Genomic DNA, 23,418 nt, shown 5'->3' with positions numbered 1-23,418 from the left:
TTAGCGTGCCGGTGGTGGCCCGGTCGTGCCGCGGACCACGAGGGTGGGGGAGAGCTTGATCTGGGATGAACGGCGTTCGCGGTGGGCTATCCGCTCGACCAGCAGCCGGGCGGCGTCGGCGCCGATCTGCCAGCCGGCCTGGTCGACGCTGGTCAGGGAGACCTGACTGAAGGCCGCGAACGTGGTGTTGTCATATCCGGCGACGGAGATGTCGTCTGGCACGGACAGGCCTGCCTGGGAGATGGCCTCCAAGGCGCCCATGGCGGCGATGTCGGCGCCGGCGAAGATGGCCGTCGGTCGCCGTGGCCGGTCGAGCAGCTCGCGCGCGCCGGTGTAGCCGCCGGCCTGGGTGTAGGTCGTCGAGACGATGTCGATCTGGTCCTCGAGACCGTGGCGGCGCATCGCGAGCCGGTAGCCCTCGGCGCGGACCATGTTGGGCATCTCCTCGATGCAGGACGGCTCGGTCTCCAGGTGCTCGATGTGCGCGATCCGCCGATGCCCGAGGCTGACGAGGTGGTCGACCACGAGGGCGGCGCCGGCAATGTCGTCGTCGGCGACGGTGTCGAAGATGGTGCTGCGAGCGTGCCGGCCGACGATGACGGTTGGAACGATGCCGGCGACATGCTCGAGATGGGCGCGTGGTGATACCGGTGCGATCAGGATGATGCCGTCCATGCTGCGGTCGATCATCGAGTCGATCGTCTTCGCCTCAGCCTTCTCGCCGGCGCAGCCCGGCGCGAGGAGGACCTGGTAATCGCTGTCGTTCAGCCGGTTGGTCACGCCGTTGAGCACCTCGGGAAAGAACGGGTTGGCGATGTCCGGGACCATCACGCCGAGTGTGTAGGTCTGGCCGCGGAGCCCGCGGGCGGCGGCGGAGGGCCGGTAGCCGAGGTCGGCGATCGCCTGGTGGACCTTGTCGCGCATCGCGGGGCTGGTGCCGTATGCGTTGCGGAGGACCTTCGACACCGCGGTGGTCGAGACCTGAGCGTGCCGGGCGACATCGACGATCGTGACCCGTCGTTGCTGGACCGGCCGCGTCATGGCCACCTCCGCACGATGTGGAAAACGTTGCCGAGTGCAAGACGCGTCGGCGGCTGTCCGCGTGAGGTTACGGAGCAAGGCAGTGCTGGACAAGACCCTTGACGTCGTTCCGGTGAACTTCTAGGGTCGGGCGAAACATTTGGGCAACGTTACCCACGACAGTGGTTGATCCTTACGCCCGCTGCTGGAGCCGCTACCAGGTAGCCGAAGCAGGGGGGACTCCGGGTTGCGAACCGAGGGATTGGCTGGCGTTCCATATGAAACGTTCCAATGAACTTGTCCGAGGAGCCGATGCGCTTGTCCGGACCGCGCAACCGGGGCCGGCCGCGACTCCGTCACGCCGTCCGCGCAGCGGCCCACCCTGGTGGTTCGTCGCGCCGGCCATGGTCCTGTTCGCGTTCGTTGTCCTGGTGCCCAGTGCCCGCGGCGTCTACTACGCCTTCACCGACTGGGACGGCCTGGACCCGAGCTTCTCCTTCGTCGGGCTCGACAACTTCGTCGAGATGACCCGGGACCCCGACGCCCGGCAGGCGATCTGGCACACCCTGCTGATCGCCGTCTCGATCACGATCATCCAGAACGGCTTCGGGCTCGCGCTCGCGCTCGGCGTCAACACGATGATCAAGTCCCGGAACCTGCTCCGGGTCTTCCTGTTCGCACCCGCGGTGATCACTCCGATCGTCACCGCGTACCTGTGGCGCAACCTGCTGGCCCCGGACGGCGCGGTCAACAGCCTGCTCGGTGCGGTCGGCCTGGACTCCTGGCAGCAGAACTGGCTCGGCGACCCGGACCTTGCCCTGTGGTCGATCGTCGGCGTGATCGTCTGGCAGTTCGGCGGCTACTCCATGGTCATCTTCCTGGCCGGCATGCAGTCGATCCCGAAGGACATCTACGACGCTGCGGCCATCGACGGCACCGGACCCGTCCGTCGCTTCTGGTCGGTCACCCGCCCGCTGCTCGCACCCGCGTTCACGATCAACCTGATGCTCTCGATCATCGGCGGCATCAAGCTCTTCGACCAGGTCTACGCGCTGACCGGCGGCGGACCCGGCCACGCCACCGACACCCTGTCCACCCTCATCTACAAGGACGCCTTCACCCTCGGCGAGTTCGGCTACAGCATCGCCCTCGCAGTCGTCCTCACCGTCGTCGTCGCGGTCGCCTCCACAAGCCAGTACTTCGTCCTGGCGCGCAACGAAAGGGCGGCCTCATGAACCGCTACACCCGGCGAACGTTCGGCCTCGAACTGGTCATGATCGGCATCGCCCTCGTCGTGGCCTTCCCGGTGTACGTGTTGGTCAACCTCGCCGTCCGCCCACCCTCGGACACGTCGTCACCGCTGCGGCCGACGCTGGCACCGACCCTCGACAACTTCACCCAGGCCTGGCAGCAGGGCGCGCTCGGCGGCGCGCTGTCCAACAGCGCCCTGGTCACCGTCGTCAGCGTCCTGATCGTCGTCGCGATCTCGTCGCTGGCCGCGTACCCCCTCGCGCGGGTCACCGCGCGCTGGTCCCGCGGTGTCTTCCTCCTGATCATGCTGGGGCTGATGCTGCCCTTCCAGCTCGCCGCGCTCCCGCTCTACCAGACGATGCGTGATCTCGGTCTGCTCGGCAGTGCGTGGGCGCTGGTTCTGTTCTATTCGGGCCTGCAGGTGCCGTTCACGACGTTCCTGTACATCGGCTTTCTACGCGCCCTGCCACGCGACTTCGAGGACGCCGCGTCGATCGACGGCTGCACGTCCTGGGAGTGCTTCCGCCACGTCGTTTTCCCGATGCTCAAGCCGATCACCGTCACCGCCATCGTGCTCAACGCGGTCAGCATCTGGAACGACTTCTTCACGCCACTGCTGTACCTGTCGGGCAGCACGCAGCAGACCGTCCCGGTGGCCATCTCCGGCTTCGTCGGCCAGTACGTCTCCGACTGGAACCTGATCTTCGCCGCGCTGCTGATCAGCATGATCCCGATCTTGATCGTCTACTTCGCGCTGCAACGCAGCATCATCAACGGCTTCGCCGGAGGGCTCAAGGGATGACGCACCCCTACGGTCTGCGGACCGAACACCGCGCTGAACCGCTCGGACTGGACGCCGCCTATCCGCGGCTGTCCTGGAAGCTGCGCGCCGACCGGCGCGCCGCGGCCCAAGGCGCCTACCGGCTCACCGTTGCCGCTCACCCGAGCGACCTCGACGACCCGCGCCGGTTGCTCTGGGACACCGGCCGGCGCACGGGGGAGGACCTCGAGGCGACCTGGGACGGGCCGGCCCTGCAGTCAGCGACCCGCTACCACTGGCGCGTCGAGATCTGGGACGAGCGTGGGGAAGGCCCGGCGTCGGCGCAGAGCTGGTTCGAGACGGGTCTGCTGCACCGGGGCGACTGGAGCGCTGTGTGGATCGGCCGCGATCCGGCCCGGCTGCCGCAGGTCGACCCGCCCACCGACGACGACGAGCCAAGCCGTCCGCCGTTGCAGCTGCGCCGCGAGTTCGACCTCGACAGTGTCCCGGTCCGCGGCCGCCTCTACGCCACCGCCCGTGGCGTCTACGAGCCCCGGCTCAACGGCGGGCGGGTCGGCGACCTGGAACTGTCACCTGGCTGGACCGAGTACCACCACCGGATCCAGTACCAGACCTACGACGTGACCGACCTGCTCCGTGGCGGGCGTAACGTCCTGGGTGCGGTCGTGGCCGACGGATGGTGGTCTGGCTACGTCGGGTTCGACGCGCGGCGCCCCGCCCAGCACTACGGCGATCACCCGAGCTTCCTGGCCCAGCTCGTCGTCGACTTCGCCGACGGATCGCGACAGGTGATCGCCACGGACGCCGGCTGGGTCGAGCGCCCCGGCGAGATCCGTGCCGCGGACCTGCTGATGGGAGAGTACGTCGACGCCCGCCACGCCGTCCCGGGCTGGGACGCGCCGACGGGGTCGAACACCGGGTTCGCCCCGGTCATCGTCGACGACACCGAGCCTGGCCCGCTGGTGGCGGAGCCGGATCAGCCGATCCGTGTCACCCGTGAGATCCGGCCGGTCGCAAACCATCACCGGACCTCGGGCCGCACGATCGTCGACTTCGGACAGAACCTGGTCGGCCGGATCAGGCTGACCGTCCGCGCCGCCGCCGCCGGACAAGCGATCGTCGTCCGGCACGCCGAGGTGCTCGACAACGGGGAGCTGTATCTCGACAACCTGCGGCGCGCCGACGCGACCGACGTCTACGTCGCCGCGGGCGGTGGAACGGAGGTGTTCGAACCACGGTTCACGGTGCACGGGTTCCGCTACGTCGAGATCAACAACCTCGCGGGCGATCCCGAGGTCGTGGCCCGGGTGCTGCACAACGACACCCCGTTCGATGGCACCTTCGAATGCTCGGACTCCCTGGTCAACCAGCTCCAGTCGAACATCACGTGGGGGCAGCGCGGCAACTTCCTGGCCGTCCCGAGCGACTGCCCGCAGCGCGACGAGCGGCTCGGCTGGCTCGCCGACGCCCAGATCTTCGCGCCCACCGCCAGCCGCAACGCCGACGTCTCCGGATTCTTCGCCCGCTGGCTGCGCGACGTCGTCGACGGGCAGGACGCTGACGGCGCCTTCCGCGACGTGGCACCGGTGATGGCCCTGGACCGCGAGGCCGCACCCGCCTGGGGCGACGCCGGAGTGATCATTCCCTGGCATCTGTGGCGCTGCTACGGCGACCGTGTGGCGCTGGAACGCTCGTTTCCGTCGATGGTGGCCTGGGTCGACCACATCCGGCGGCACAACCCGGACCTGCGCTGGCGGCATCGCACCGGCAACTCGTATGGCGACTGGCTCCAGGTCGACGCGACCACACCACGCGACGTCCTGTCGACGGCCTACTTCGCCCGCAGCGCTGAGATCGTCGCGGACGCGGCCGAGGTGCTCGGACATCACGACGTCGCCACCGAGTACCGCGGGCTGCGCGGCGCGATCCGCGCCGCTTTCATCGACTCCTACGTCGGCGACGACGGGACCGTCGATGGCAGCACCCAGACCGGGTATCTGCTCGCCCTCGCGTTCGACCTGCTCCCAGCGAACCTCGTCCGGGCCGCAGTCGACCACCTCGCGGCCGACATCGAGAAACGCGAAATGCGGCTGACCACCGGTTTTCTGGGAGTGGCTTTGTTGTGCCCGGTGCTGGCCGACCACGGTCGGGCGGACCTGGCGTACGCGCTTTTGCACCAGGAGGAGTTCCCCAGCTGGGGCTACTCCATCCGGAACGGCGCCACGACGATCTGGGAGCGCTGGGACGGCTGGACCCAGCACGGGGGCTTCCAGTCGCCGGCAATGAACTCGTTCAACCACTACAGCCTCGGCAGCGTCGGCGACTGGCTCTACGGCAGGGTCGCCGGGATCGACCAGACATCCACGTCCGTCGGCTACCGGGAGCTGTTGTTGCGACCCCTTCCCGGCGGCCGGCTCAGCTGGGCGCGCGCCCAGCAGGAGACGGTCCGCGGCACGGTCGCCTGTGGTTGGTCGACCAGGAACGGCCGGATCACGGTGACCGTCGCGGTCCCGCCTGGCAGCACCGCAATCCTCGAAATTCCCACCTCTGACCCGGCCACCGTCAAGGAAGGCGGCCGCCCGGCCGCCGACCAGCCGGGCGTACGCACAGTCCAGCCGTCAGCCGCGGGAGTAGCCGTGCAGTTGGCGTCGGGGCGCTACACCTTCAGCGCCGCGTACCAGGGCGCCGAGTCCCTCAACCACTGAGTGAACGGGCATAACGGGAGAGCAGATGAAAAGATCGAAATTGGCGGCCCTGACCGCGGCGACAGTCTCCCTCACGCTGGCGGCCGCGTGTAGTGGCGGCACCAACGCCGCCTCGGGCGACAAGGCTCAGGACAACACCCTGACCCTCGCCTCCGTCGACCAGGGATCGGTCGAAGAGGTCATCAAGGCCTTCGAAGCGAAGAACCCTGGAGTCAAGGTCAACTTCACGACCAGCGGCGCTGACCAGTACCAGCAGCAGATCCGCACCCAGCTCGCGTCGGGCACCGCACCGGATGTGCTGTCGGTGTGGCCCGGCAACGGGAACCCCGGCGCCACCTACGTCCTGGCCAAGCCCGGCTATCTGCTGGACCTATCCGACCAGGCATGGGCCGCGAAGTACCCCGACGCTGTCAAGAGCGTCGCGCAGTACGACGGGAAGACGTACAACGCGATCTTCGGCCTCAACGGGATCGGCGCGGTCTACAACGAAGAGGCGCTGAGCAAGGCTGGCCTCACCGCGCCGCAGACGTGGACCCAGCTGCTCGACTTCTGCCGGGCGGCGGCAGGCAAGGGCACGCCGGCGTTCGCACTTGGCATCCAGGACAACTGGGTCACCCAACTCGTCCTCTACGCTCTGGTCGCCACGACCGTCTACGCCGACGACCGCGACTTCGACAAGAAGATGCAGGCCGGCCAGGCGACCTTCGCCAACTCGCCGTGGACCACGGCGATGGCCAAGTACCAGGACATGGACAAGGCGGGCTGCTTCCAGAAGAACCCGCTGGGCACCAGCTACGAGGCCAGCCAGGAGCTTGCCGCGACCGGCAGGACCTTGGGCCTCGTGCAGGGCAACTGGGTAATCGCGTTGCTCAAGAAGAAAAACCCGAACGGCAAGTTCACCATCAAGCCGCTGCCCGCCACCGACAACCCGGCCAGCTTCGTGATGCCCGCCGCCGCCGGCGCCGGGTACGGCGTCAACGCCAAGGCGAAGAACAAAGACCTGGCACTCAAGTTCGTCAACTTCGTCATGTCTCCCGAGGGCATGAACCTCTACGTCAAGCAGCAGGGCGGCGTGCCGGCCCTCGCCGACACCGGGTTCGCCCTCGACCCGTCGCTGACGGAGCTGGCGGACTTCATCAACAAGAACCGCACAGTGCCGTTCATGGACCAGCTCTGGCCTAACGCCAAGGTCCAGCAGACCATGCTCAGCGGCCTGCAGGAGATCTTCAGCAAACAGTCCACACCGGACAAGGTGTTGGCCGCGATGGATAGCGACTACAAGGCCGGCTCCTGACGTGAGCGACGCTGACTTCCCCGCCGACTTCCACTGGGGCGCCGCGACCGCGGCGCACCAGGTGGAGGGTGGCAACGTCAACTGCGACTGGTGGGACTTCGAACACGATCCTGGATCGGCGGCGGTCGAGTCGTCCGGTGACGCGATCGACCACTACCACCGGTACGCCGAGGATTTCGTGCTGCTGCACTCGCTGGGCCACAACACCCACCGGCTCTCGGTGGAGTGGTCGCGGATCGAGCCGGCGGCGGGGGAGTTCAGCGTCGCTGCGCTGGCCCATTACCGGCGCGTCCTCACGGCGCTGCTCGACGTCGGCCTGACACCCTTCGCGACCCTGCATCACTTCACCCTGCCCCGCTGGTTCGCCGCGCGGGGCGGGTGGCTGGCACCGGACGCGGTCGAGGTGTTCGGCCGCTACTGCCGGGAGGTCGCCGCGGCGCTCGGCGATCTCATGCCCTTCGTCTGCACCATCAACGAGCCGCAGATGGTGGCCCTGCACGGCTATCTCGAGGGCTACCACCCGCCGGCCGTCGCAAACCCAGCGCTGTGGAAGCGGGTCGGTGGCGTACTGGTGGACGCGCACCACGAAGCGGTCAACGCGATCCGTGCGGTGGCCCCTACCGCAAGCCCCGGCCTGTGCGTGCAGCTGCCGCTGCTGGCGCCCATCCGCGACGACCCCGCCTGCCACGCGTTGCACGAGCTCATGCAGTACGAGATCGTCGACCGCTACCTCGACGGGCTCACTGGTGACTGGCTGGGAGTCCAGTACTACCGCAAGCAGTGGGTCGACCCGGGCTCACCGACGTGGTTCGCCGCGCCACCACCGGAGTTCGCGCTGACCCAGATGGGCTGGGCGGTCCACCCCGACGGGCTGCGGCAGGTGCTCCACCATGCCGCCAAGCGGACCGGGCTGCCGTTGTTCGTCACGGAGAACGGCATCGCCACGGGCGACGACCGCGAACGCATCGACTACATCGAGGGTCATCTGCGTGCCGTCGCCCAAGCCCTTGCTGAAGGCGTCGACGTCCGCGGCTACCTGCACTGGTCCGCCTTCGACAACTTCGAGTGGAGCGAGGGCTACCGACCCACGTTCGGCCTTGTCGCCGTTGACAGGGCCGACGACTTCGCGCGCGTGCCCAAGCCCAGCGCCTATGCGCTGGCTCGGGTCGCGGCCACCGGACGGCTCGCCGCGCTGCGCGAGCCGAGTACCGCCTGACTGTTCAGAACCGACCGGCAAGGAAGGGAGAACGGGTGCCAATCAACAGACGTACGGCGACCGCGGTGGTAGGTGCTTGTCTAGCCTTGACCCTCGTAGCGCCCCCATTCACCATGGGGGCGTCCGCGCACGCGAGTTCCGGCGACGTCGAGGTCGTGAACCTCGCCGTTGACGGCCGATACGACTCACCCCTGGGGCTGGACAACCCCAGGCCGACACTGACCTGGCAGATCGCCGAGACCCGGCGCGCCGCGGCGCACCCCTGCTACCGCCCGCGCGCGACAGTGGCCTGCCCAGGCGACCGGCAGACCAGCTACGAGATCCAGGCCGCCTCCGACGCGGGCAAGCTCGAGGCCGGGAAGCTGATCTGGGCGTCTGGCAAGGTCAACAGCGCGGAGCAGCGCGCGGTGTTCGGCGAGGAGCTGCGTTCCCGGGCCACCGTCGCTTGGCGGGTGCGGGTCTGGGATGCCGGCCGGCGCCTGTCGGACTGGTCGCAGCCGGCCACGTGGTCGATGGGGCTGCTGAGCCAGAGCGACTGGGGCGGCGCTCGGTGGATCGACTACCCCGACCGGGCGGAGAACCAGCCGCTGCCCGTGTTCGCCCGGCAGTTCTCTGTGCCGCGCGGCAAGAGAGTCGCCGACGCCCAGCTGTACCTCTCCGGTGTGGGCCTGCACCACGCGACCGTCAACGGCCGCGAGATCACTGACGAGGTGCTCGCCCCAGGCAACTCGAACTACCAGCTATCCAGCGAATTCCGCACCTACGACGTCACGAAGGCCCTTCGGGACGGCGCCAACACGATCGGCGTCGAGCTCGGCAACGGGACGGCGTATGTGCGGCGCAGCGTTACCAACCCGACGGTCGGGCGGACCTCGCCGTACTCGTGGTGGCAGAGCCAGCTCAAGGGCAACGGCCTTCTCGTCGCCGACGCGCCCGCCGGCGCTACCACGGTCAAGGTCTCCAGCGTTACCGGCTACCACGTCGGCGGGACCGTCAACGTCGACACCGGTGGCGGCGGTGACCGCCTCGAGTCCCGCATCATCACCGGGATCGGGACCGCCGGCGCCGACGGCACAGGAATTTCGTTCACCCCTGGCCTCTCGACCGTCCACGCCACCGGGTCAAAGGTCACGGGTTCGGGCAACAACATAGCCGCAAGCGACGCGTCGGCCGGCGCGGCCGTGACGCCACGGTTCATCGGCCGGCTGGAGATCACGTACACCGACGGCACCCGCTCGGAGATCGTCACCGACCGGTCGTGGCGGACCTCGTTCGGTGCGCTTGTCACCGACGCCTGGTACTCGGGCGCCGACTACGACGCCCGGCGCGAACAGCCCGGCTGGAACGAGGCGGGATCGAACCTCGGCCCGACCGCCAAGCGGCGCGACGGCACCCCCACGGAATGGGTCAGCGCCGGCATCGCCCCGCCGCCCAACCTGGCCACGCGACTGGTCGCCCGGGCCGCCGAACCGGTCGTCGAACACGAGCGGTTCAAGCCGGTCTCCGTCACCAACCCCGTACCCGGCACGTGGGTGTTCGACTTCGGCCAGAACATCGTCGGCTGGCCCGAGATCAAGCTCGCCGAAATGCCAGCGGGTACCACCATCAAGGTGGCACCGGCGGAGTCACTCAACGCCGACGGCACTGTCAACCAGGGTTCGCTCGGGCCGGGCGGACGTGGCAGCGACCTGTTCAACACCTATACCGCCTATGGCGCCCCCAAGGGCGAGAAATGGCATCCCCTGTTCAACTACTTCGGCATGCAATGGGTCCAGGTCACCGGCCTACCTGAGGGATACGTTCCGACGCGCGACCTGGTCACCGGCGTCCGGCTCCAGGCGTCCACGCCGGCGGCTAGCGAGTTCACCACCTCAAACGCGCGGATCAACCGTATCCACACGATGGCCCGCTACTCGTTCGCCGGCAACATGATGTCGGTCTTCACCGACTGCCCCGGCCGCGAGAAGCTGTCCTACCCGGCCGACTACACCATGCCGATGGGCTCAATCCACCGCAACTACGAGGTCGGCGCCTACCTGCGCACCTCGATGCACCACCTCGTCGAAGGACAGTCGATCGCCGACACCACGATGGCCGGCAACGTGGCGTTGAAGACCCCGGTTTACGACTGGGGCTACACAGGCCGGTTCGGGGACGAGATCAACTGGGGTAACGCGATCATCCTGGTGCCGGCCATGTTGTACGAGCTGTACGGCGACACACAGACGATGGCGACGTACTACGACCAGATGACCAAGTTCGTCGACTACATCCAGCGGCAGAAAGTCGGCACCGGCGAGAACGCCCACATCGTCGACGCCGCCCTCACCGACTGGGTTTCGGCGGAGGACACCTCGGGCCGGATCACCGGTACGTGGGGCTACTACGTCATGATCACCAAGATGGCGACGATGGCCGAGCTGACCGGTCACACCGCCGACGCCGCGGAGTACACCGCACTGGCCGGGCAGATCAAGGACGCGTTCAACGTGGCGTTCTTCAACGACACGGTCGGGCATTACACCGCGACCGGCAATGCCGGCACCGCCGGCGCGACGCAGGCTGCGCAGGCACTCGCGCTCGATGCCGGACTCGTGCCGGCGGACAGGCGCCAGAGCGTCGTCGACTACTTGGTCGACAACGTCTACGCGTTCCACCCCGAAGGAAATGGCCCGCATTTCAGCGGCGGCACCATCGGCATGTCACCGATCGTCCGCAGCCTCGCGGCGGCAGGCCGAGACGACGTGCTCTGGGACCTCCTTCAGGAGGACGACTACCCGAGCTACGGCTACTTCATGGCGTCCACACCGGAGAACCCCGGCGGTTTCACCACGATCGGCGAGCGATGGACGCGGGGAAGCTCTAAGAACCACATGATCCTTGCGCAGATCGAGGAGTGGTTCCAGTCAGGTATCGCCGGGATCCGGTCCGCGACCGGCTCAGTGGCCTACGACAAGCTGGTATTCCAACCGAAGGCGGTCGGTGACCTGACTTACGCCAAGGGCACCTACAAGACCGCCAAGGGCTTCGCCCGTAGCGCCTGGACGAAATCCGACCGGCTGTTCGAACTGAAGATCACCGTTCCGACGAACACCACAGCGGAGGTATGGGTGCCGACCGGAGACGGGCAGTCCGTCCGCACACCGGCCCGGGCCCGGTTCGAACGGGTCGACGGTGGCTACACCGTCTTCACCGTTCCCTCCGGACAGTTCACCTTCACCGCCGCATAGGTGCCGGTGACGTAACAGACCGGCGGTTGCCGGTGAGGTCGCTGATGGACGGGATCTCGCCGGCAACCGCCCCGGCTGCTAGTCAGCGCAGCGGCTCGACTGCCGTACGACCAAGTCCGGCCGCTTGGCGATCTCTGTTCTGCTTAGGGTTTGAGGCCGATGCGGCGCAGCCACGCCTCGGCGGCAGGGCCAGCGGCGGTAGCCTCCTCGCCGCGGACAGCCAGGCCTTCGCCGAGGGTAGCGCCCGGGCATGTCGCGGCGTAGTCGCGTTCGGTCGTGCCGAGGCCGCTCATCGCGTACGTGGTGAACGGGTGCACGATTTTGCCGGTGAAGTCGAGGCCTTCGGTGAACGTCGACATGATCATTGGCGCGCGGACGTTCCAGATCGGGCTGCCCAACAGCACGGTGTCGTAGCGGTCTATGGAGGCCAGCAGGTTCGCGATCGCCGGCTTGGCGTCGTCTCGCTGTTCCCGCACGTTTCGCTCGACCGTGGGGTCGTAGGCGTCGGGGTACGGATCAGCGGCGTCGATGCGGTGCACGTCGGTACCGATCAGTTCGCCGATGGTCTCGGCGACGACCTGCGTGTTGCCGATCGTCAAGCGCCGGCGGCCGCCATTCCAGTAGTTCTCGCCGGCCCGTGAGAAGTACGCGACCAGAACGGACCGCGGGCCGCGCCGTTCCGGGCCGGGTTCACTGCCTGGCTGGCGGGACGAGCGGCAGCCGCTCAACGCGGTCAGCACGGCACCGGCGAGCACCGCCCTGCGCGGCAGGTCAGTCGACACGGCGGCCGCCGAGCCAGGTCACCATGGCGGGGTCGCGATGGTCGAAGAATGCGGTCCGGCCCGTGTCCAGGGCGGCGATGCGGGTCATCTCGTCGTCGGTGAGGGTGAAGCCGAAGACGTCGAGGTTCTCGGCCATGCGGTCACGGCGGACGGACTTCGGAATGACGACGACGCCACGCTGGATGAGCCAGCGCAGGACCACCTGGGCGACCGAACTGCCATGCGCGTCGGCGATCGCCGCCAGCGTGGGGTTGTCGAAAAGGTCGTTCTTCCCTTCGGCGAACGGGCCCCACGATTCGATCTGCACCCCGTGCTCGCGCATGACGTCCTGGTCGGCCCGCCGCTGAAAGAACGGGTGCGTCTCGATCTGGTTGACCGCAGGGACGATCTCGTTGTGCGTGATGAGGTCGACGAGCCGGTCGGAATGGAAGTTCGACACGCCGATCGCCCTGGCCAGTCCCTCGCCGTGCAGCTTCTCCATCGCGTGCCAGGAGCTGTAATAGTCCCCGAGGGGCTGGTGGATCAGGTACAGGTCGACGTAATCCAGGCCGAGGCGCTCGAGCGACTTGTCGAATTCCCGCCGGGCGGTGACCTCGCCGGTGTGCTGGATCCACATCTTGGTCGTGACGAACAGCTCGCCGCGCGGGATCCCGCTCTCGGCGATCGCTCGCCCGACCGCCGCCTCGTTGCCGTAGCTGGCGGCGGTGTCGACGGAGCGGTAGCCGGCGGCGAGGGCGTCGGACACGACCTGCTCTGTCAGCTCCTCGGGAACTTGGAACACTCCGAATCCGAGGATCGGCATCCGTACGCCATTATTAAGCGTGATCAAGTGGTCGGGTGAGGTCATGGGATCACGAAACCCCACTTTCTGTGCCGGAGGCAGTGGCGGGCTTCCCCGGTAATGCCAGACCCTCCCTGTGGCGGCGTCCGCGCCGTACGGTCGATCTCGTGGACAACCGGGACGAGGTACGCGACTTCCTCACCACCCGCCGCGCACGCCTCACCCCTGAGCAGGCCGGATTGCCGCTCTTCGGGGGCAGGCGGCGGGTCAAGGGCCTGCGCCGGGAAGAGGTCGCGATGCTCGCCGGGATGAGCACCGACTACTACACCCGCCTCGAACGCGGGAACCTGACCGGCGTCTCCAACTCCGTACTGGAAAGCCTCGCGGGGGCGCTGCGACTCGACGAGGCCGAGCGCACGCACCTGTTCGACCTGGCCGATACAGCTAACACCGCCGCGGGCCGGGCCCCGGCAGCGGCGTCGCGACACACTGCGAACCGCACCGGCGTGCGTCTCGGGGTGCGGCGCATCCTCGACACCATCCACACCCCCGCTTACGTCCGCAACGGGCGCATGGACATCCTGGCCACCAACCGGCTGGGCCGTGCCCTGTTCACCGGCGCCTTTCCGGAAGGCCGGGCGGTCAACCTGGCCCGGTATCTTTTCCTCGACCCACGCTCACGGGACTTCTACGCCGAATGGCAGACCGTCGCCGCCGACTGCGTCGCCGCCTTGCGCACCGAGGCCGGCCGCAACCCCTACGACCGCGGCCTGATCGACCTGGTCGGCGAGCTCAGCACCCGTAGCGAGGAGTTTCGCACGTGGTGGGCCACCCACAACGTGAAGCTGCACCACACCGCCACGAAGAGACTGCACCACCCGGTCGCCGGTGAGCTCGAGCTCACCGGCGAAGCGCTCCACCTGCCCGGCGATCCCGGGCTCACCATCATCACCTACACCTACGAACCCGCCAGCCCGACCGCAGAGGCGATCGGTTTCCTCGCGAGCTGGAGCCCCCGGTCGGAAACCGCGACCGACGAACAGCACCGGACCGCGAACTAGCCAGGTGGTGTCCCGGTCGTGCCGCGGACCCATGGGCGTTTAGGCCTTTGATCCCCTGTTTCGGCTCAAGACGCTGCCCTGCGAAGCTGGCGAGGTGACCGCCATCCGCCACGTCGTCCTGGTCGGCCTGTTCTCGGCCAGAGAACGTGATCATCAGGCTCGTCTCGACACCCTGGAGCAACGGGTCGCGCAACTAGGCGGACACGTGGTCCAGCGGCATGTCCAGCGCGAGAGGCGTCTCCGACGGCGGAGTGCATTTGATGACGGCACCTCTGTCTCATCGCTATCTCGTCGGTTCGGGCAAGCTGGAAGAGATCGCCAAAACCTGCGTGGATACCAACGCCGACGCCGTCGTTTTCATCAACTACCTGAGCGACCATGTTAACGCTTGTTGAGATCTTCCCTTCTTAGCTGTTCTGTCGATTTCTTGTAGTACTTGTCGAGGCGCACCCCACAGCCCGGGCAATGGAAGATCGCCTGCTGCGTCATTGTGTAGATTTTGATAGGCACATTTGGCATCTGCGTACCCGCGTCCACAGCCCTCGCTTGCAGCATGAACGAATCTTGATCACCTAGCGCGACGACGATCACGGACAGACCAGCCTTGCCAGCACATGTGGCAAGATCTTCGAATATGTAACAACACCACTTCATCATGAAGCACCAAAGAACGGAACGATAAACTCAGGCGCGCCAAGGAGGAACCGGATCTCACTCCAGGTGACTCCACCCATTTCAGTGGTCGAATACTTCAACTCGCTCCAGGCACTGTTGGGCGCTCCACATACGTGCTGGCAGGATGCCATGCTCATTGGCGTCCTAGGCGTGTGAATGACAGGGCGAAGACTGTGAAGGCGATCCAGCCGAGAATGGCCGCAGCGTCCAGCCCGAGTTGGAGCCACGCGACGTGGCGGCTCGGCTGCCAGGCCGAGCGTTGTTTGAGGTCGAGGATGGGTATGACGGTGTCGATGGCGTAGAGGATCGGCTGAAAGCAGGCCCCGGCGGCGGAGCACGGCGATCGGGCTGCGGCGGTCCGGGCGTAGTTGGCGTCGATGATGGTTGCTGTTTGGGCGGGGCGGGTCGTGACCATCCAGCTTCGTGCTGTGGCTGGGGTGAGGGTTATTGCCACGGCGGCGATGAGGCCGATGACGGCGAGGATGGCGCGGTGTGGCCGGTGCCCGTATCGGACGGTGGCGTCAGCGAGTAGGTCGAGCAGGGTCCGTCCCCGCCAGCCGTGTTTGGCGACGAGACGGCGCCGTGCGTGACGGCGTTGCGCTATGAGGACTCGTTCGGCGCCGCTGGGGTTGCCGTTAGCTCGCAGGACTCGCGCTACTTGCTTCCACGGTTGGGGGTCGTCGGGGGTGAGTGTTGCGAGCCATCGGGCTCGGACGTCGGGATCCCACTCGCCGTGGCCGCGGCGCCAATCAGTTGGCGCGAAGCTCTCGTACACGAAGCCGCCGAGGTATGTCTCTGGGGGCCAGTCGGTGGCTGGGTCGTCGGCGAGGAAGCTGGTTTGCGCGTTGGTGAAGTCGACGGCGCCGGCGGTGACGCGCCATCGCAGATCGATGCCGCCCCTGACGACGGCGGAGATCGCTTCGAAGGCAGAGTTGCGAGGGTTTGGTTCTGAGCCGGGAACCGTCGGAGCGGTTCGCGACCAGGCGAATGTTCCGTCGCCGCAGCGCAGGCGCCCGTCGATGGTGGCGCGGTTGAGAACTACCAGGCCGGAGGACGAGAAGCCCGCGCAGAGGCGGACGCTGCCGGCTACGCGGGCTTGATGGAGGTTGATGGTCTTGTCGCCGGGGTTGTCGAGAATTGCACCTTGGGCGTCGAGGACCCCTGCGATGGAGGATCCGCGCAGGTTGAGGTATCCGGTGCTGGCTTTGGCACGGCGTAATGTCACGTCGCCGTCGATGCGTGCACCGACGGCGACGACGCAGCGACGGTCGTACGGGTGGCTCAGCTCAGCATCGTCCAGATTGAGCGGTCCGCGGATCGTGGCGTTGGCGAGTTGCGCGGTTCCCTGAAGCGACAGTCCAGGTGCGGCTACGCCGGCACCAATGGTTGCTTGGGCAAGGTCGAGCGCGATGTCACCGGGGTTCCATATCTCGGCGTGGCCGACGTGCAGTCCGCCTTTGAGGTCGGCGCCGTGTAGCGCGACAGCCCCGCGGATGATCGTGTCTCCCTCGATCCTCGTGGTTCCGGCCACGGCGAGTCCTTGGCCGAGGATGGCGACCTGTCCGTAGGTCTCCACGTTGTTGTAGTCGTGCAGGCCGACGCCGCGAGCTGGTGCGCGTAGGTCCGCGTTGCGGATGTGCAGGCGTCCGCCGATGGTGGTTCGGCCCAGTTCCAGGCGGCCGTGGATCCGTGGCCGGAGGTTCAAGTCTGGGTCGTCGAGGAGGAAGAGACTGCCGCCGATGCTGGCTTCGGCGATGTCGAGTGCCCGGCCGTCTCGGGGTAGGAACGAAGAGGCCGTTAGATCGAGCGAACCGTTGAGTTGCACGGCAAGCAGGCGGACCTCGCCGGTAGCGGTGAAACCTCGGACGAGCCGGACGTCACCACCGACTCGGGTCCGGTCTGCCTGGATCGCCCGGTCACCAGTGGCGTTGATGGTAGTACCGATGGCCAGAAGCCGGCCGCCGATGTCAGCTTCGGTCAGCCAGATCGCGGAGCTGCGGGTAAGCGAGGCCGAGGTGCGGTGCGCGCCGGTGATCACGGTGCCGGACAGGATTAGGTCTCGGCGGATGCGCACGCCGTTGGCCAGGAGTCCGGGGAGTTCTGATCGGTACGGTGATCCGACGAAGGGTCGGTCGCCAAGGTCGTCGGCGATGACCAACTCGTGCAGCTCGGCTCCGTCGAGCCGCACGGGCTGGGCGAAGACGCATGAGGTGAACCAGAGCCCCACCTTGATCTGAGTACCTCGGAGATCCAGTGCCCCGTCGATGCTGGCGTGGGCTACTCGCAGGCCGAAAGGGTCAAGGTTGTCGGCCTGGAGGCAGGCGCTCCGAATGTCGTCCGCAGCGAGTCGATGCCGTTGGCCGGCCGAGCGGCAGTCGAGGACTCGGCGGTTGAGTGACGCCTCGAGGAGCTGCTCTTTCGCGTCCCGTCGCGGGTCAAACTGCGTAACCGGGGCGACCTGGTTCATCACGATCCCAGCCTCCGTGGGTTCAGGCGGTGGCGCAGGTTGTCGGCTGGGTGGCGGAGCTCTGGCGTGATCCGGCCCTGCCGGCTGGTCGCGCACCCAAGCGTCGCCGTCCAGCGCAGTAATGGTGCTCAGGGCAAGACATCGGCTAGCTGGTTGAGGCTCTTGCCCGTGGAGTCGCAGATCCAGCGAACGCCCCACGGGTAGGTCTGGGGAGGGCTGTCGGTAGCTGCCTCGATGATCTTCCGGATCAGCGTGGTGCAGTTATAGGGCTCGCCGTCCTCGGCCCATTTCACCGGCAGCTTCGGGTCCTGCGTCCAGTGGACGACCGATCGAGTGGGCTTCTCCGCTAGCCATTCCTTGACTGTCTGGCGGTCCTCGCCGACCTTGTCTGGGACGACGATGGACAACGTTGCGCCCAGGGCGAAGGCGTTCGCGTCGACCAGGCGTTTGCAGATCTCCTCCTTGCGGGTCTGCGCTGCCGTGGCGACGGCCTTGCTGATGTCGCTGGAGCGTGGGCGGACCATGTAATCCTCGGCGTTAGGGACCGGGATCAGCTGTGAGGTGGTGCAGACCAGATGGCCCGACGCCAGCCGGTACAGCTGGTACTTGATCAACCGAATATCGAGGCCCTGGCTGTGGAGGAACAGTGCGGTGTTTGTGATCGATGGGCCAAAGTCGCCGGCAACCAGGACGATGCGGGGAGGGGCAAGGGTGTCGTCGTTAATCGTGTCCGCCCAATCGACAAGCTGCTGCAGCGCTTCTTGCCGAGAGATCTCAGAACCCAGGAAGGCGGCGTGGGCATCGGCGAGATTGTCCAAGCTGAACCGGCTCGCCATCGCTGCATAGTTGATGGCCTGCATGGTCACGGCAGCCTCCGCGCGATCCCTTTTCAGCTCGACCACGACCAGGCGGCCGCCGCGGTCGACGGCTAGGACGTCTAGACGATCTAGGGCCTTAGCCCCACCGGCGGTCACCCACTTGTCGTATTCCATGGTCACGACCTTGATGTCCAAGCCGAGAACCTCGGGATGATCGATGATCCACTGCTGTAGGTGCTTGCGTTCCTGGAGCTCTTCGCTGGCCATCGTCACCGACGTGGCCAGGGCTGAGGTCACACCGTCGACAGTGAACACCGTCTCGCTTCCCATGGCGAGTCACTGTAGGACCGTCCACGCCAGACGTCACTCCGCCGTACGCTTTGCCATGGCTGCGATGGGATCGCGCGACTCGCCGGTATGCGGCGGACTCTGACCTGACCCGTTGCTGAGCTGCATACCGAACCCCGGTGGCAACGGCGTTTGACGGCGCGGTCATTCAGGCAGCAAAATCGTGCCTGCCAGCCGATACCCCGGCTGGGTATCGGTTCGTGTCGCCCCTCGATATGAACCCATACCCAACGGCAGCTCAGAGCGCGTCTGCCCGTTATCGAGTTGAACCCCCCACGCTTCGGCTTACGGCATGGACTTCCGCCGGGCTGCACCGGCCGTCCCCGCCCGGTCCGCGACGGTAAGCCGACCATCGCACCCCGCGCTTGCTCACGAGGTGCACCCAGGTAGCGCCCGACATCGCGAGCAAGGCGAACCACCGCGCGGTGACCCGAGCTCGGAACGCCCTGTCAGCAAATAAGATCGATCGCTCTGATTTGGCCCGACCTAGTCATCGTGATCCTTCAGCGTCAGGGTGGATGATTCCAGCACCACTCGACCGCCGAGCCGCGGGCCCGGCTAGGCCTCGAATCAGTTCCCGGGGCTGAGGGCTTCGGCCGTCAGGGGCAAGACGATCCAGGGGTGCCTCGGGCCCTCGTGGGCTGTGGCGGGCGAGGCAGACCCGACGGTCTGCGTGCTCGATCCATTCGGGAGCGCCCCAGAAACGGCGGCTCGCGGTCAGTAGTTCGCTGGCAACCTTGTACCGGTGCTGCGGCAGGCCGCCGACGGCGGTGAACGCCGAGGCGATCAGTTCGTCGGCGTCGTGCGGCACGCTGGCGTCGCCCAGGGTGGGTAGCAGCAGTAGGAGGCGTTCCGAGCGGGTCCGTGCGGGGTCCGGCTGAGCATCTGCCGTGAGGAGTTCCGGCCATGAGAGGCCTGGTCCTTGGAAGCCTCCGTCCAGCGCGGCGAACGTGGTGACGTCATCGGAGCCGGCTGGGCGGAGCAGGTAGTCCCATCCCGCGTCGTCTTCGTGGTTGCGGAACAGGATGTACAGGCGGTGGCCACGGCTGAGTCGCACGGCGATGAAGGGCCAGCTGTCGGGGTGGTGGAGGTCCGCCGCGTACTGTTCGACATCAGCGGGATCCGCGTCGAAGGCAACTGCTGCGGTCTCAGAACCACCAACCGAGTGCAGGAAGAACGGCCAGAACAGCGGGTCATCCAGCCAGGGTGTCGCTTCGACAAGCACGGAGGCGTGAACCGGCGGCCGAAAACCGCTCAGCTAGCGCCGCAACGACATCGTCTTACGGGTGGGGTGGCGAATGCCGGTCACAGGTCTCGGAGCTTGCCCCACACGTGCCACCGTTCGATCTCGACCTGTGCGGTCACGCGGGCGCGCTCACGATTCGTGTACGCGTCGCCGGTGTAGTGCCGCGCTAGACGGTCGATGTCACGCAGGCCGACGTCGTCGGTGATGGACAGGACCCGGCCTTGCAGGCTGACGTGGCTGTACCAGTCGTCGCGTGCGAGCACGGTCAACGAGACCCGCGGATCGGCGTGCAGGTGCTTGAGCCGCGCCCGCTTGGCGTCCAGGCCCAGCGTCACGTGGCCGTCTTCTTCGAGCAGGTACCAGGTGGCCACGGTCACGGGGCGGCCGTCTGCGGCGACCGTGGCCATGACCGCGGGGTTCGGTAGCCGCAACAGATCGACGACCCGTGCCGGTAGCGGTGTGGAAGGCATGAGGACACCCTAGAGCGCAAGATCCGCTCGGGCGAACGGTCGGTGACCGGGCCCGAGTAGTTTGTACCTCCGATTGCCTCCAGGGGAGTGGTGAACAAGGTGTCGCTTCGTGCGGCGAAGGCGCGTCTCGGCTGGGCGGTTGTCGCTGCCGTGTGTGTCGCCGTTGTGGTGGCCTCGGCTGGGTGCAGCTCCGCCAGGGGCGGCGATGGGGTACGTGATCCGCGGGCGTACGAGATCGACGATGGAAGGGTGTTGCTTGAGACCGGTCTCGAGCGAGCGGCACTCTCGGTCCCGTCGTGCCTCGGCCCTTCGCTCAAGTACGCGCTTGTCGATGACGGCTTCGGTTATTACTACAAGGTGTTCCTGGCCGCCACCGGTTCGGTGGACTGCATGGACGAACTCGTGGTCGGCAACGGCATGACCCGGGTTCCTGAGAAAACCCGCGTCGGCGACGCCTCGGAGGATAAGCCGCTCGCCTTCCGCCGCAGCTGGATGGATGACGAGGTAGTAGCGAAGATGGGTTGGCAGCTGGGGCCAGCGGAGAAGTTCCAGGAATTCGGTGTGGGTTTGCCAACGCAGTACGCGGTGACCGCGCTGGTGCAGCACGTTCCCAACTCGGCTGAGCTCCGCGTCTACGTCTACGCCTTCCGCGGCGGGTGACTACGGTCTGGCCGAGCTTGCTGTTGGCCGCGCGGGAGGCGCGTGGAGGCGGTCGGCTGTCAGGTTCGACCTGACAGCCGACCGGGCCTCGTTCAAGAGTCGCGCCGCTTGTGGGCGCCGTTTCCAAGGCAAAGGTCGCGAGACCGCGACGTAGAGGAACTGGGGCACGACGCGTCCACCGCAGGGACCGATGAGGTCTAGCTCTCGAGCCAGTTGCCACTACCTGGAGATGCAGGTCCTGGTGGTCTCCTGTCGAGACCCGGCCGTAGAACGCAAACGTCGTTGCTGCCGCACAGCGATCGTCAACGGGCCACGATCCTCAGCGGAGGAATGGTCAGCACAACGGGGCAACGGACACTCACCTCGGGTGTGGGTCTGCCCGGCGCTCTGAACCATAGCGACCGGACCTTAAGGCCTTGGGTGCGGTCCGCGGAGGACCAAGACGTTGACGGCGCCATTAGTCGGGAAGCAAAATCGTGCCTGCCAGCAGATACCCGGGTTGGGTATCGGTTCGTGTCGCCCCTCGGACACAGATTCTCCCGCGCTGGTGCGCATCGAAGAGCAATCGGGCCGCCACACCAGGCCCGGTGCTCCGGCCGCAGGACTCCTCAGCTCCGCGTGCAACTCCGCTCAATCGGCAGTTTCCGGATCGCGGCGCGGAGGCGGGCGGCTGCCGCGCTCTCGTCAACAAAAAAGCAGACCTTGCCCGCGTGATCGCCGTAAAAGTAGGCCACGGCGAGAACGCAGGCGGCCATGACCACCGCGCCCAGCGCGCACAGGATCAACCCCTGGACGGCGAAGAACGCCGCCCAGGCCAGATGGAGGGCGACGAAGCACGCCTCCGCCAGCACGTACGGCCAGTGAACCTTGACGTCGTAACGCCTCGCAGTGGTGGACCTCCTCGTCTCGACCCCGGCCGGCATGCCCGTGGACGCCATGACGGTTGCGGCCTTCGGAGTCCGCTCGAACTCGCCGTACAGGGAGCCGAACAACCCTTCGCAGAACGCACTGAACTGATGCGGCAGCATTCCGGCGTTGATCACCAGGTGCGGCACGATCCGACCGACCCGCCGGGCCAGGATCGACGGCGTGCGCCGCCCAGGGTAGGTGTGCCTCGTTTCGAGGCTCGCGACGGTCGCCGCCACCACGCCACAGAGCGCGGTGGGCAGCAGGTAGACGCCAACGCCCACTGCGGTACCGAACACCCCGAACCAGAGATCGTGGACGATCAGGAAGGGCAGCAGCGTGATCCAGAGAAGCCAGGCGGGCCACCGCCAAGCGGTGCACATGTGGTAGAGCAAATGGATTCGCCGGACCCATGAGCATTGAAATCGGAATACGAGCGTTCCGAGGTGCAGCCGCTGCAACTGCACCCAGCCCTGGGTCCAGCGCCGCTGCTGTGCTTTGTACGCCGTGTACGTCGCCGGCAGTTCGGCCGGAACCACGATCTCCTTGACGAATGTGGTGCGGTACCCGGCGAACAGGCTGCGGAAGCTCAGCTCGCAGTCCTCGACCAAGCTCGCCGCCCGCCAACCGCCGGTGGCCTCGATGGCGGACGCCCGCCAGACCCCGGCGGTGCCGGTGAAGTTCACAAACCGCCATCTCGCCGACCGCCACGACATTTGCAGCGTGTGGTGGTCGTCAACCCAGAGCGACTGGGCCTGGGTCAGCGCCGACTCGTCGTGGTTCAGGTGCCCCCACTGCGCCTGGACCAGCGCGAGCCCGTCGTCCGGCCGACCGTCGGCCAAGTAGAAGTGGGGCATCGCGCGCAGCAGGTAGTCCGGCGGCGGCACGAAGTCAGCGTCGAGGATCGCCAGGAACTCCGCGTCGGTACGCCCGCGTCCCGCCTCGAGCGCGCCGGCCTTGTACCCCTGCCGATCGGCGCGGTGCAGCACGGTGCATTTGACGCCGGTGGCCGTCCGCAACTCGGCGCAGATCCCCTCGACCAGTGCGCGAGTATCGGCGTCGGTGGAGTCGTCGAGGACCTGCACGGTGAGTCGGTCCGTCGGCCAGGTCAGGGCGCAGGCGGCGGTGATGACCCGCCGGGCCACCGCGTGCTCGTTGAACATCGGCAGTTGTACGCACACCGTCGGAAGCAGCGCCGGCAGCCGACCAGGGCGCACCGGCCGCCGCCCATACCGGAAGTAACCAAGGCGCTCGACCAACCCGCCGACCAGCAAAGCCAGAATCGCAACCAGCGGCAGATGCGCGACGATTACCACCGCCCACCAGCCCGTACCGCCGGCCTCGCCCCCACCGACGTCGCGGGCAGACCTAACCGAATACAGCAGGAGCCCTACGGCCAACGCCAGCACCATCAAACCCGGCATCCACCAGCGGAACCAGGTTGCCAGGCGAGCCCGCCAGGAAGGTCGCCGCGGCGGCTGTGTCGTCTGTTCGAGCCGGACCGGCAACAGAGAGGACCACGAGCGAGACGCGGGTACGGGGGCATCCGTCGGCTGCCGGACCGGGGGCGCCGTATCGACCAGGTCGGCAGGTTCGTAGAGAAGAGCAGGGGAGGGAGCGGTCTCCATCGAGATCCTGTCCGTACGTGGGCAACTTGACGCCCCCGACCCTGCCGATCGTGCGTGAGTCCAGCATGAGACCGGCCTG

At 67.1% G+C, this 23,418-nt stretch carries 18 protein-coding genes; 9 read left to right on the top strand and 9 right to left on the bottom strand.

Annotation, left to right across the window (positions count from 1 at the left end; genetic code table 11):
- Positions 1-1,041, bottom strand: coding sequence for a LacI family DNA-binding transcriptional regulator (locus Air01nite_RS17750; RefSeq protein WP_203703651.1), 1,041 nt, complete (start codon positions 1,039-1,041; stop codon positions 1-3).
- Positions 1,042-1,424: 383 nt separating this feature from the next.
- Between Air01nite_RS17750 and Air01nite_RS17745 the strand changes: the two genes are divergently transcribed.
- The 6 genes from Air01nite_RS17745 (at position 1,425) to Air01nite_RS17720 (ending at position 11,497) form a co-directional block, all read left to right on the top strand.
- Positions 1,425-2,255: a carbohydrate ABC transporter permease gene (locus tag Air01nite_RS17745; protein ID WP_239090772.1), complete on the top strand. Its 831-nt coding sequence runs from the start codon at positions 1,425-1,427 to the stop codon at positions 2,253-2,255.
- Positions 2,252-3,073 (top strand): carbohydrate ABC transporter permease, encoded by an 822-nt coding sequence (locus Air01nite_RS17740; RefSeq protein ID WP_203703647.1) that lies wholly within the window; start codon positions 2,252-2,254, stop codon positions 3,071-3,073. The genes Air01nite_RS17745 and Air01nite_RS17740 overlap by 4 nt, the downstream gene beginning before the upstream one ends.
- Positions 3,070-5,757, top strand: coding sequence for an alpha-L-rhamnosidase (locus Air01nite_RS17735; RefSeq protein WP_203703645.1), 2,688 nt, complete (start codon positions 3,070-3,072; stop codon positions 5,755-5,757). The genes Air01nite_RS17740 and Air01nite_RS17735 overlap by 4 nt, the downstream gene beginning before the upstream one ends.
- Before the next feature lie 25 nt (positions 5,758-5,782).
- The gene (locus Air01nite_RS17730) at positions 5,783-7,051 is read left to right on the top strand and encodes an ABC transporter substrate-binding protein (RefSeq protein WP_203703643.1); all 1,269 of its coding nucleotides are present in this window, start codon (positions 5,783-5,785) and stop codon (positions 7,049-7,051) included.
- Between the two features lies 1 nt (position 7,052).
- On the top strand, positions 7,053-8,267 hold the full coding sequence (locus Air01nite_RS17725; RefSeq protein ID WP_239090771.1) for a glycoside hydrolase family 1 protein: 1,215 nt from the start codon (positions 7,053-7,055) through the stop codon (positions 8,265-8,267).
- Positions 8,268-8,422: 155 nt separating this feature from the next.
- A complete protein-coding gene (locus Air01nite_RS17720) occupies positions 8,423-11,497 on the top strand; it encodes an alpha-L-rhamnosidase (protein ID WP_239090770.1) in 3,075 nt (1,024 codons plus the stop codon).
- A 143-nt stretch (positions 11,498-11,640) separates the two neighbouring features.
- On the opposite strand, the gene Air01nite_RS17715 is transcribed toward Air01nite_RS17720, so the two are convergent.
- Positions 11,641-12,252, bottom strand: coding sequence for a flavodoxin (locus Air01nite_RS17715; RefSeq protein ID WP_203703641.1), 612 nt, complete (start codon positions 12,250-12,252; stop codon positions 11,641-11,643).
- A gap of 16 nt (positions 12,253-12,268) precedes the next feature.
- Complete coding sequence (locus Air01nite_RS17710) at positions 12,269-13,126, bottom strand: aldo/keto reductase (RefSeq protein ID WP_203703640.1); 858 nt, start codon at positions 13,124-13,126, stop codon at positions 12,269-12,271.
- Between the two features lie 101 nt (positions 13,127-13,227).
- Here Air01nite_RS17710 and Air01nite_RS17705 point away from each other — a divergent pair, with 101 nt between their 5' ends.
- Entirely contained in the window at positions 13,228-14,121 is an 894-nt protein-coding gene (locus Air01nite_RS17705; protein ID WP_203703638.1) for a helix-turn-helix transcriptional regulator, read from the top strand.
- 260 nt (positions 14,122-14,381) lie between these two features.
- Positions 14,382-14,516, top strand: a complete 135-nt coding sequence (locus tag Air01nite_RS41600) for an HflX-like GTP-binding protein (protein WP_275408208.1) — start codon at positions 14,382-14,384, stop codon at positions 14,514-14,516.
- On the opposite strand, the gene Air01nite_RS17700 is transcribed toward Air01nite_RS41600, so the two are convergent.
- The 5 genes from Air01nite_RS17700 to Air01nite_RS17680 form a co-directional block, all read right to left on the bottom strand.
- Positions 14,503-14,712 carry a hypothetical protein gene (locus Air01nite_RS17700; RefSeq protein WP_203703636.1) on the bottom strand — a complete coding sequence of 70 codons (210 nt, stop codon included), beginning with the start codon at positions 14,710-14,712 and terminating at the stop codon, positions 14,503-14,505. The genes Air01nite_RS41600 and Air01nite_RS17700 overlap by 14 nt on opposite strands.
- A gap of 217 nt (positions 14,713-14,929) precedes the next feature.
- Positions 14,930-17,266, bottom strand: a complete 2,337-nt coding sequence (locus tag Air01nite_RS17695; RefSeq protein ID WP_203703634.1) for a hypothetical protein — start codon at positions 17,264-17,266, stop codon at positions 14,930-14,932.
- 125 nt (positions 17,267-17,391) lie between these two features.
- On the bottom strand, positions 17,392-18,411 hold the full coding sequence (locus Air01nite_RS17690; RefSeq protein WP_203703632.1) for a PDDEXK family nuclease: 1,020 nt from the start codon (positions 18,409-18,411) through the stop codon (positions 17,392-17,394).
- Positions 18,412-18,919: 508 nt separating this feature from the next.
- Positions 18,920-19,654, bottom strand: a complete 735-nt coding sequence (locus tag Air01nite_RS17685; protein WP_203703630.1) for a hypothetical protein — start codon at positions 19,652-19,654, stop codon at positions 18,920-18,922.
- Between the two features lie 80 nt (positions 19,655-19,734).
- Positions 19,735-20,145 (bottom strand): TIGR03618 family F420-dependent PPOX class oxidoreductase, encoded by a 411-nt coding sequence (locus tag Air01nite_RS17680; RefSeq protein ID WP_203703628.1) that lies wholly within the window; start codon positions 20,143-20,145, stop codon positions 19,735-19,737.
- A 90-nt stretch (positions 20,146-20,235) separates the two neighbouring features.
- Here Air01nite_RS17680 and Air01nite_RS17675 point away from each other — a divergent pair, with 90 nt between their 5' ends.
- Positions 20,236-20,805, top strand: a complete 570-nt coding sequence (locus Air01nite_RS17675; protein WP_203703626.1) for a hypothetical protein — start codon at positions 20,236-20,238, stop codon at positions 20,803-20,805.
- Positions 20,806-21,413: 608 nt separating this feature from the next.
- On the opposite strand, the gene Air01nite_RS17670 is transcribed toward Air01nite_RS17675, so the two are convergent.
- Positions 21,414-23,123 carry a glycosyltransferase family 2 protein gene (locus Air01nite_RS17670; RefSeq protein WP_203703624.1) on the bottom strand — a complete coding sequence of 570 codons (1,710 nt, stop codon included), beginning with the start codon at positions 23,121-23,123 and terminating at the stop codon, positions 21,414-21,416.
- Between the last annotated feature and the right edge of the window lie 295 nt (positions 23,124-23,418).

It is taken from the genome of Asanoa iriomotensis, from assembly GCF_016862515.1.
In the GTDB taxonomy this organism is placed as follows: domain Bacteria; phylum Actinomycetota; class Actinomycetes; order Mycobacteriales; family Micromonosporaceae; genus Asanoa; species Asanoa iriomotensis.
The sequence above is the reverse complement of the archived record's forward strand: the minus strand, read 5'-3'. Positions and strand labels throughout refer to the sequence as shown.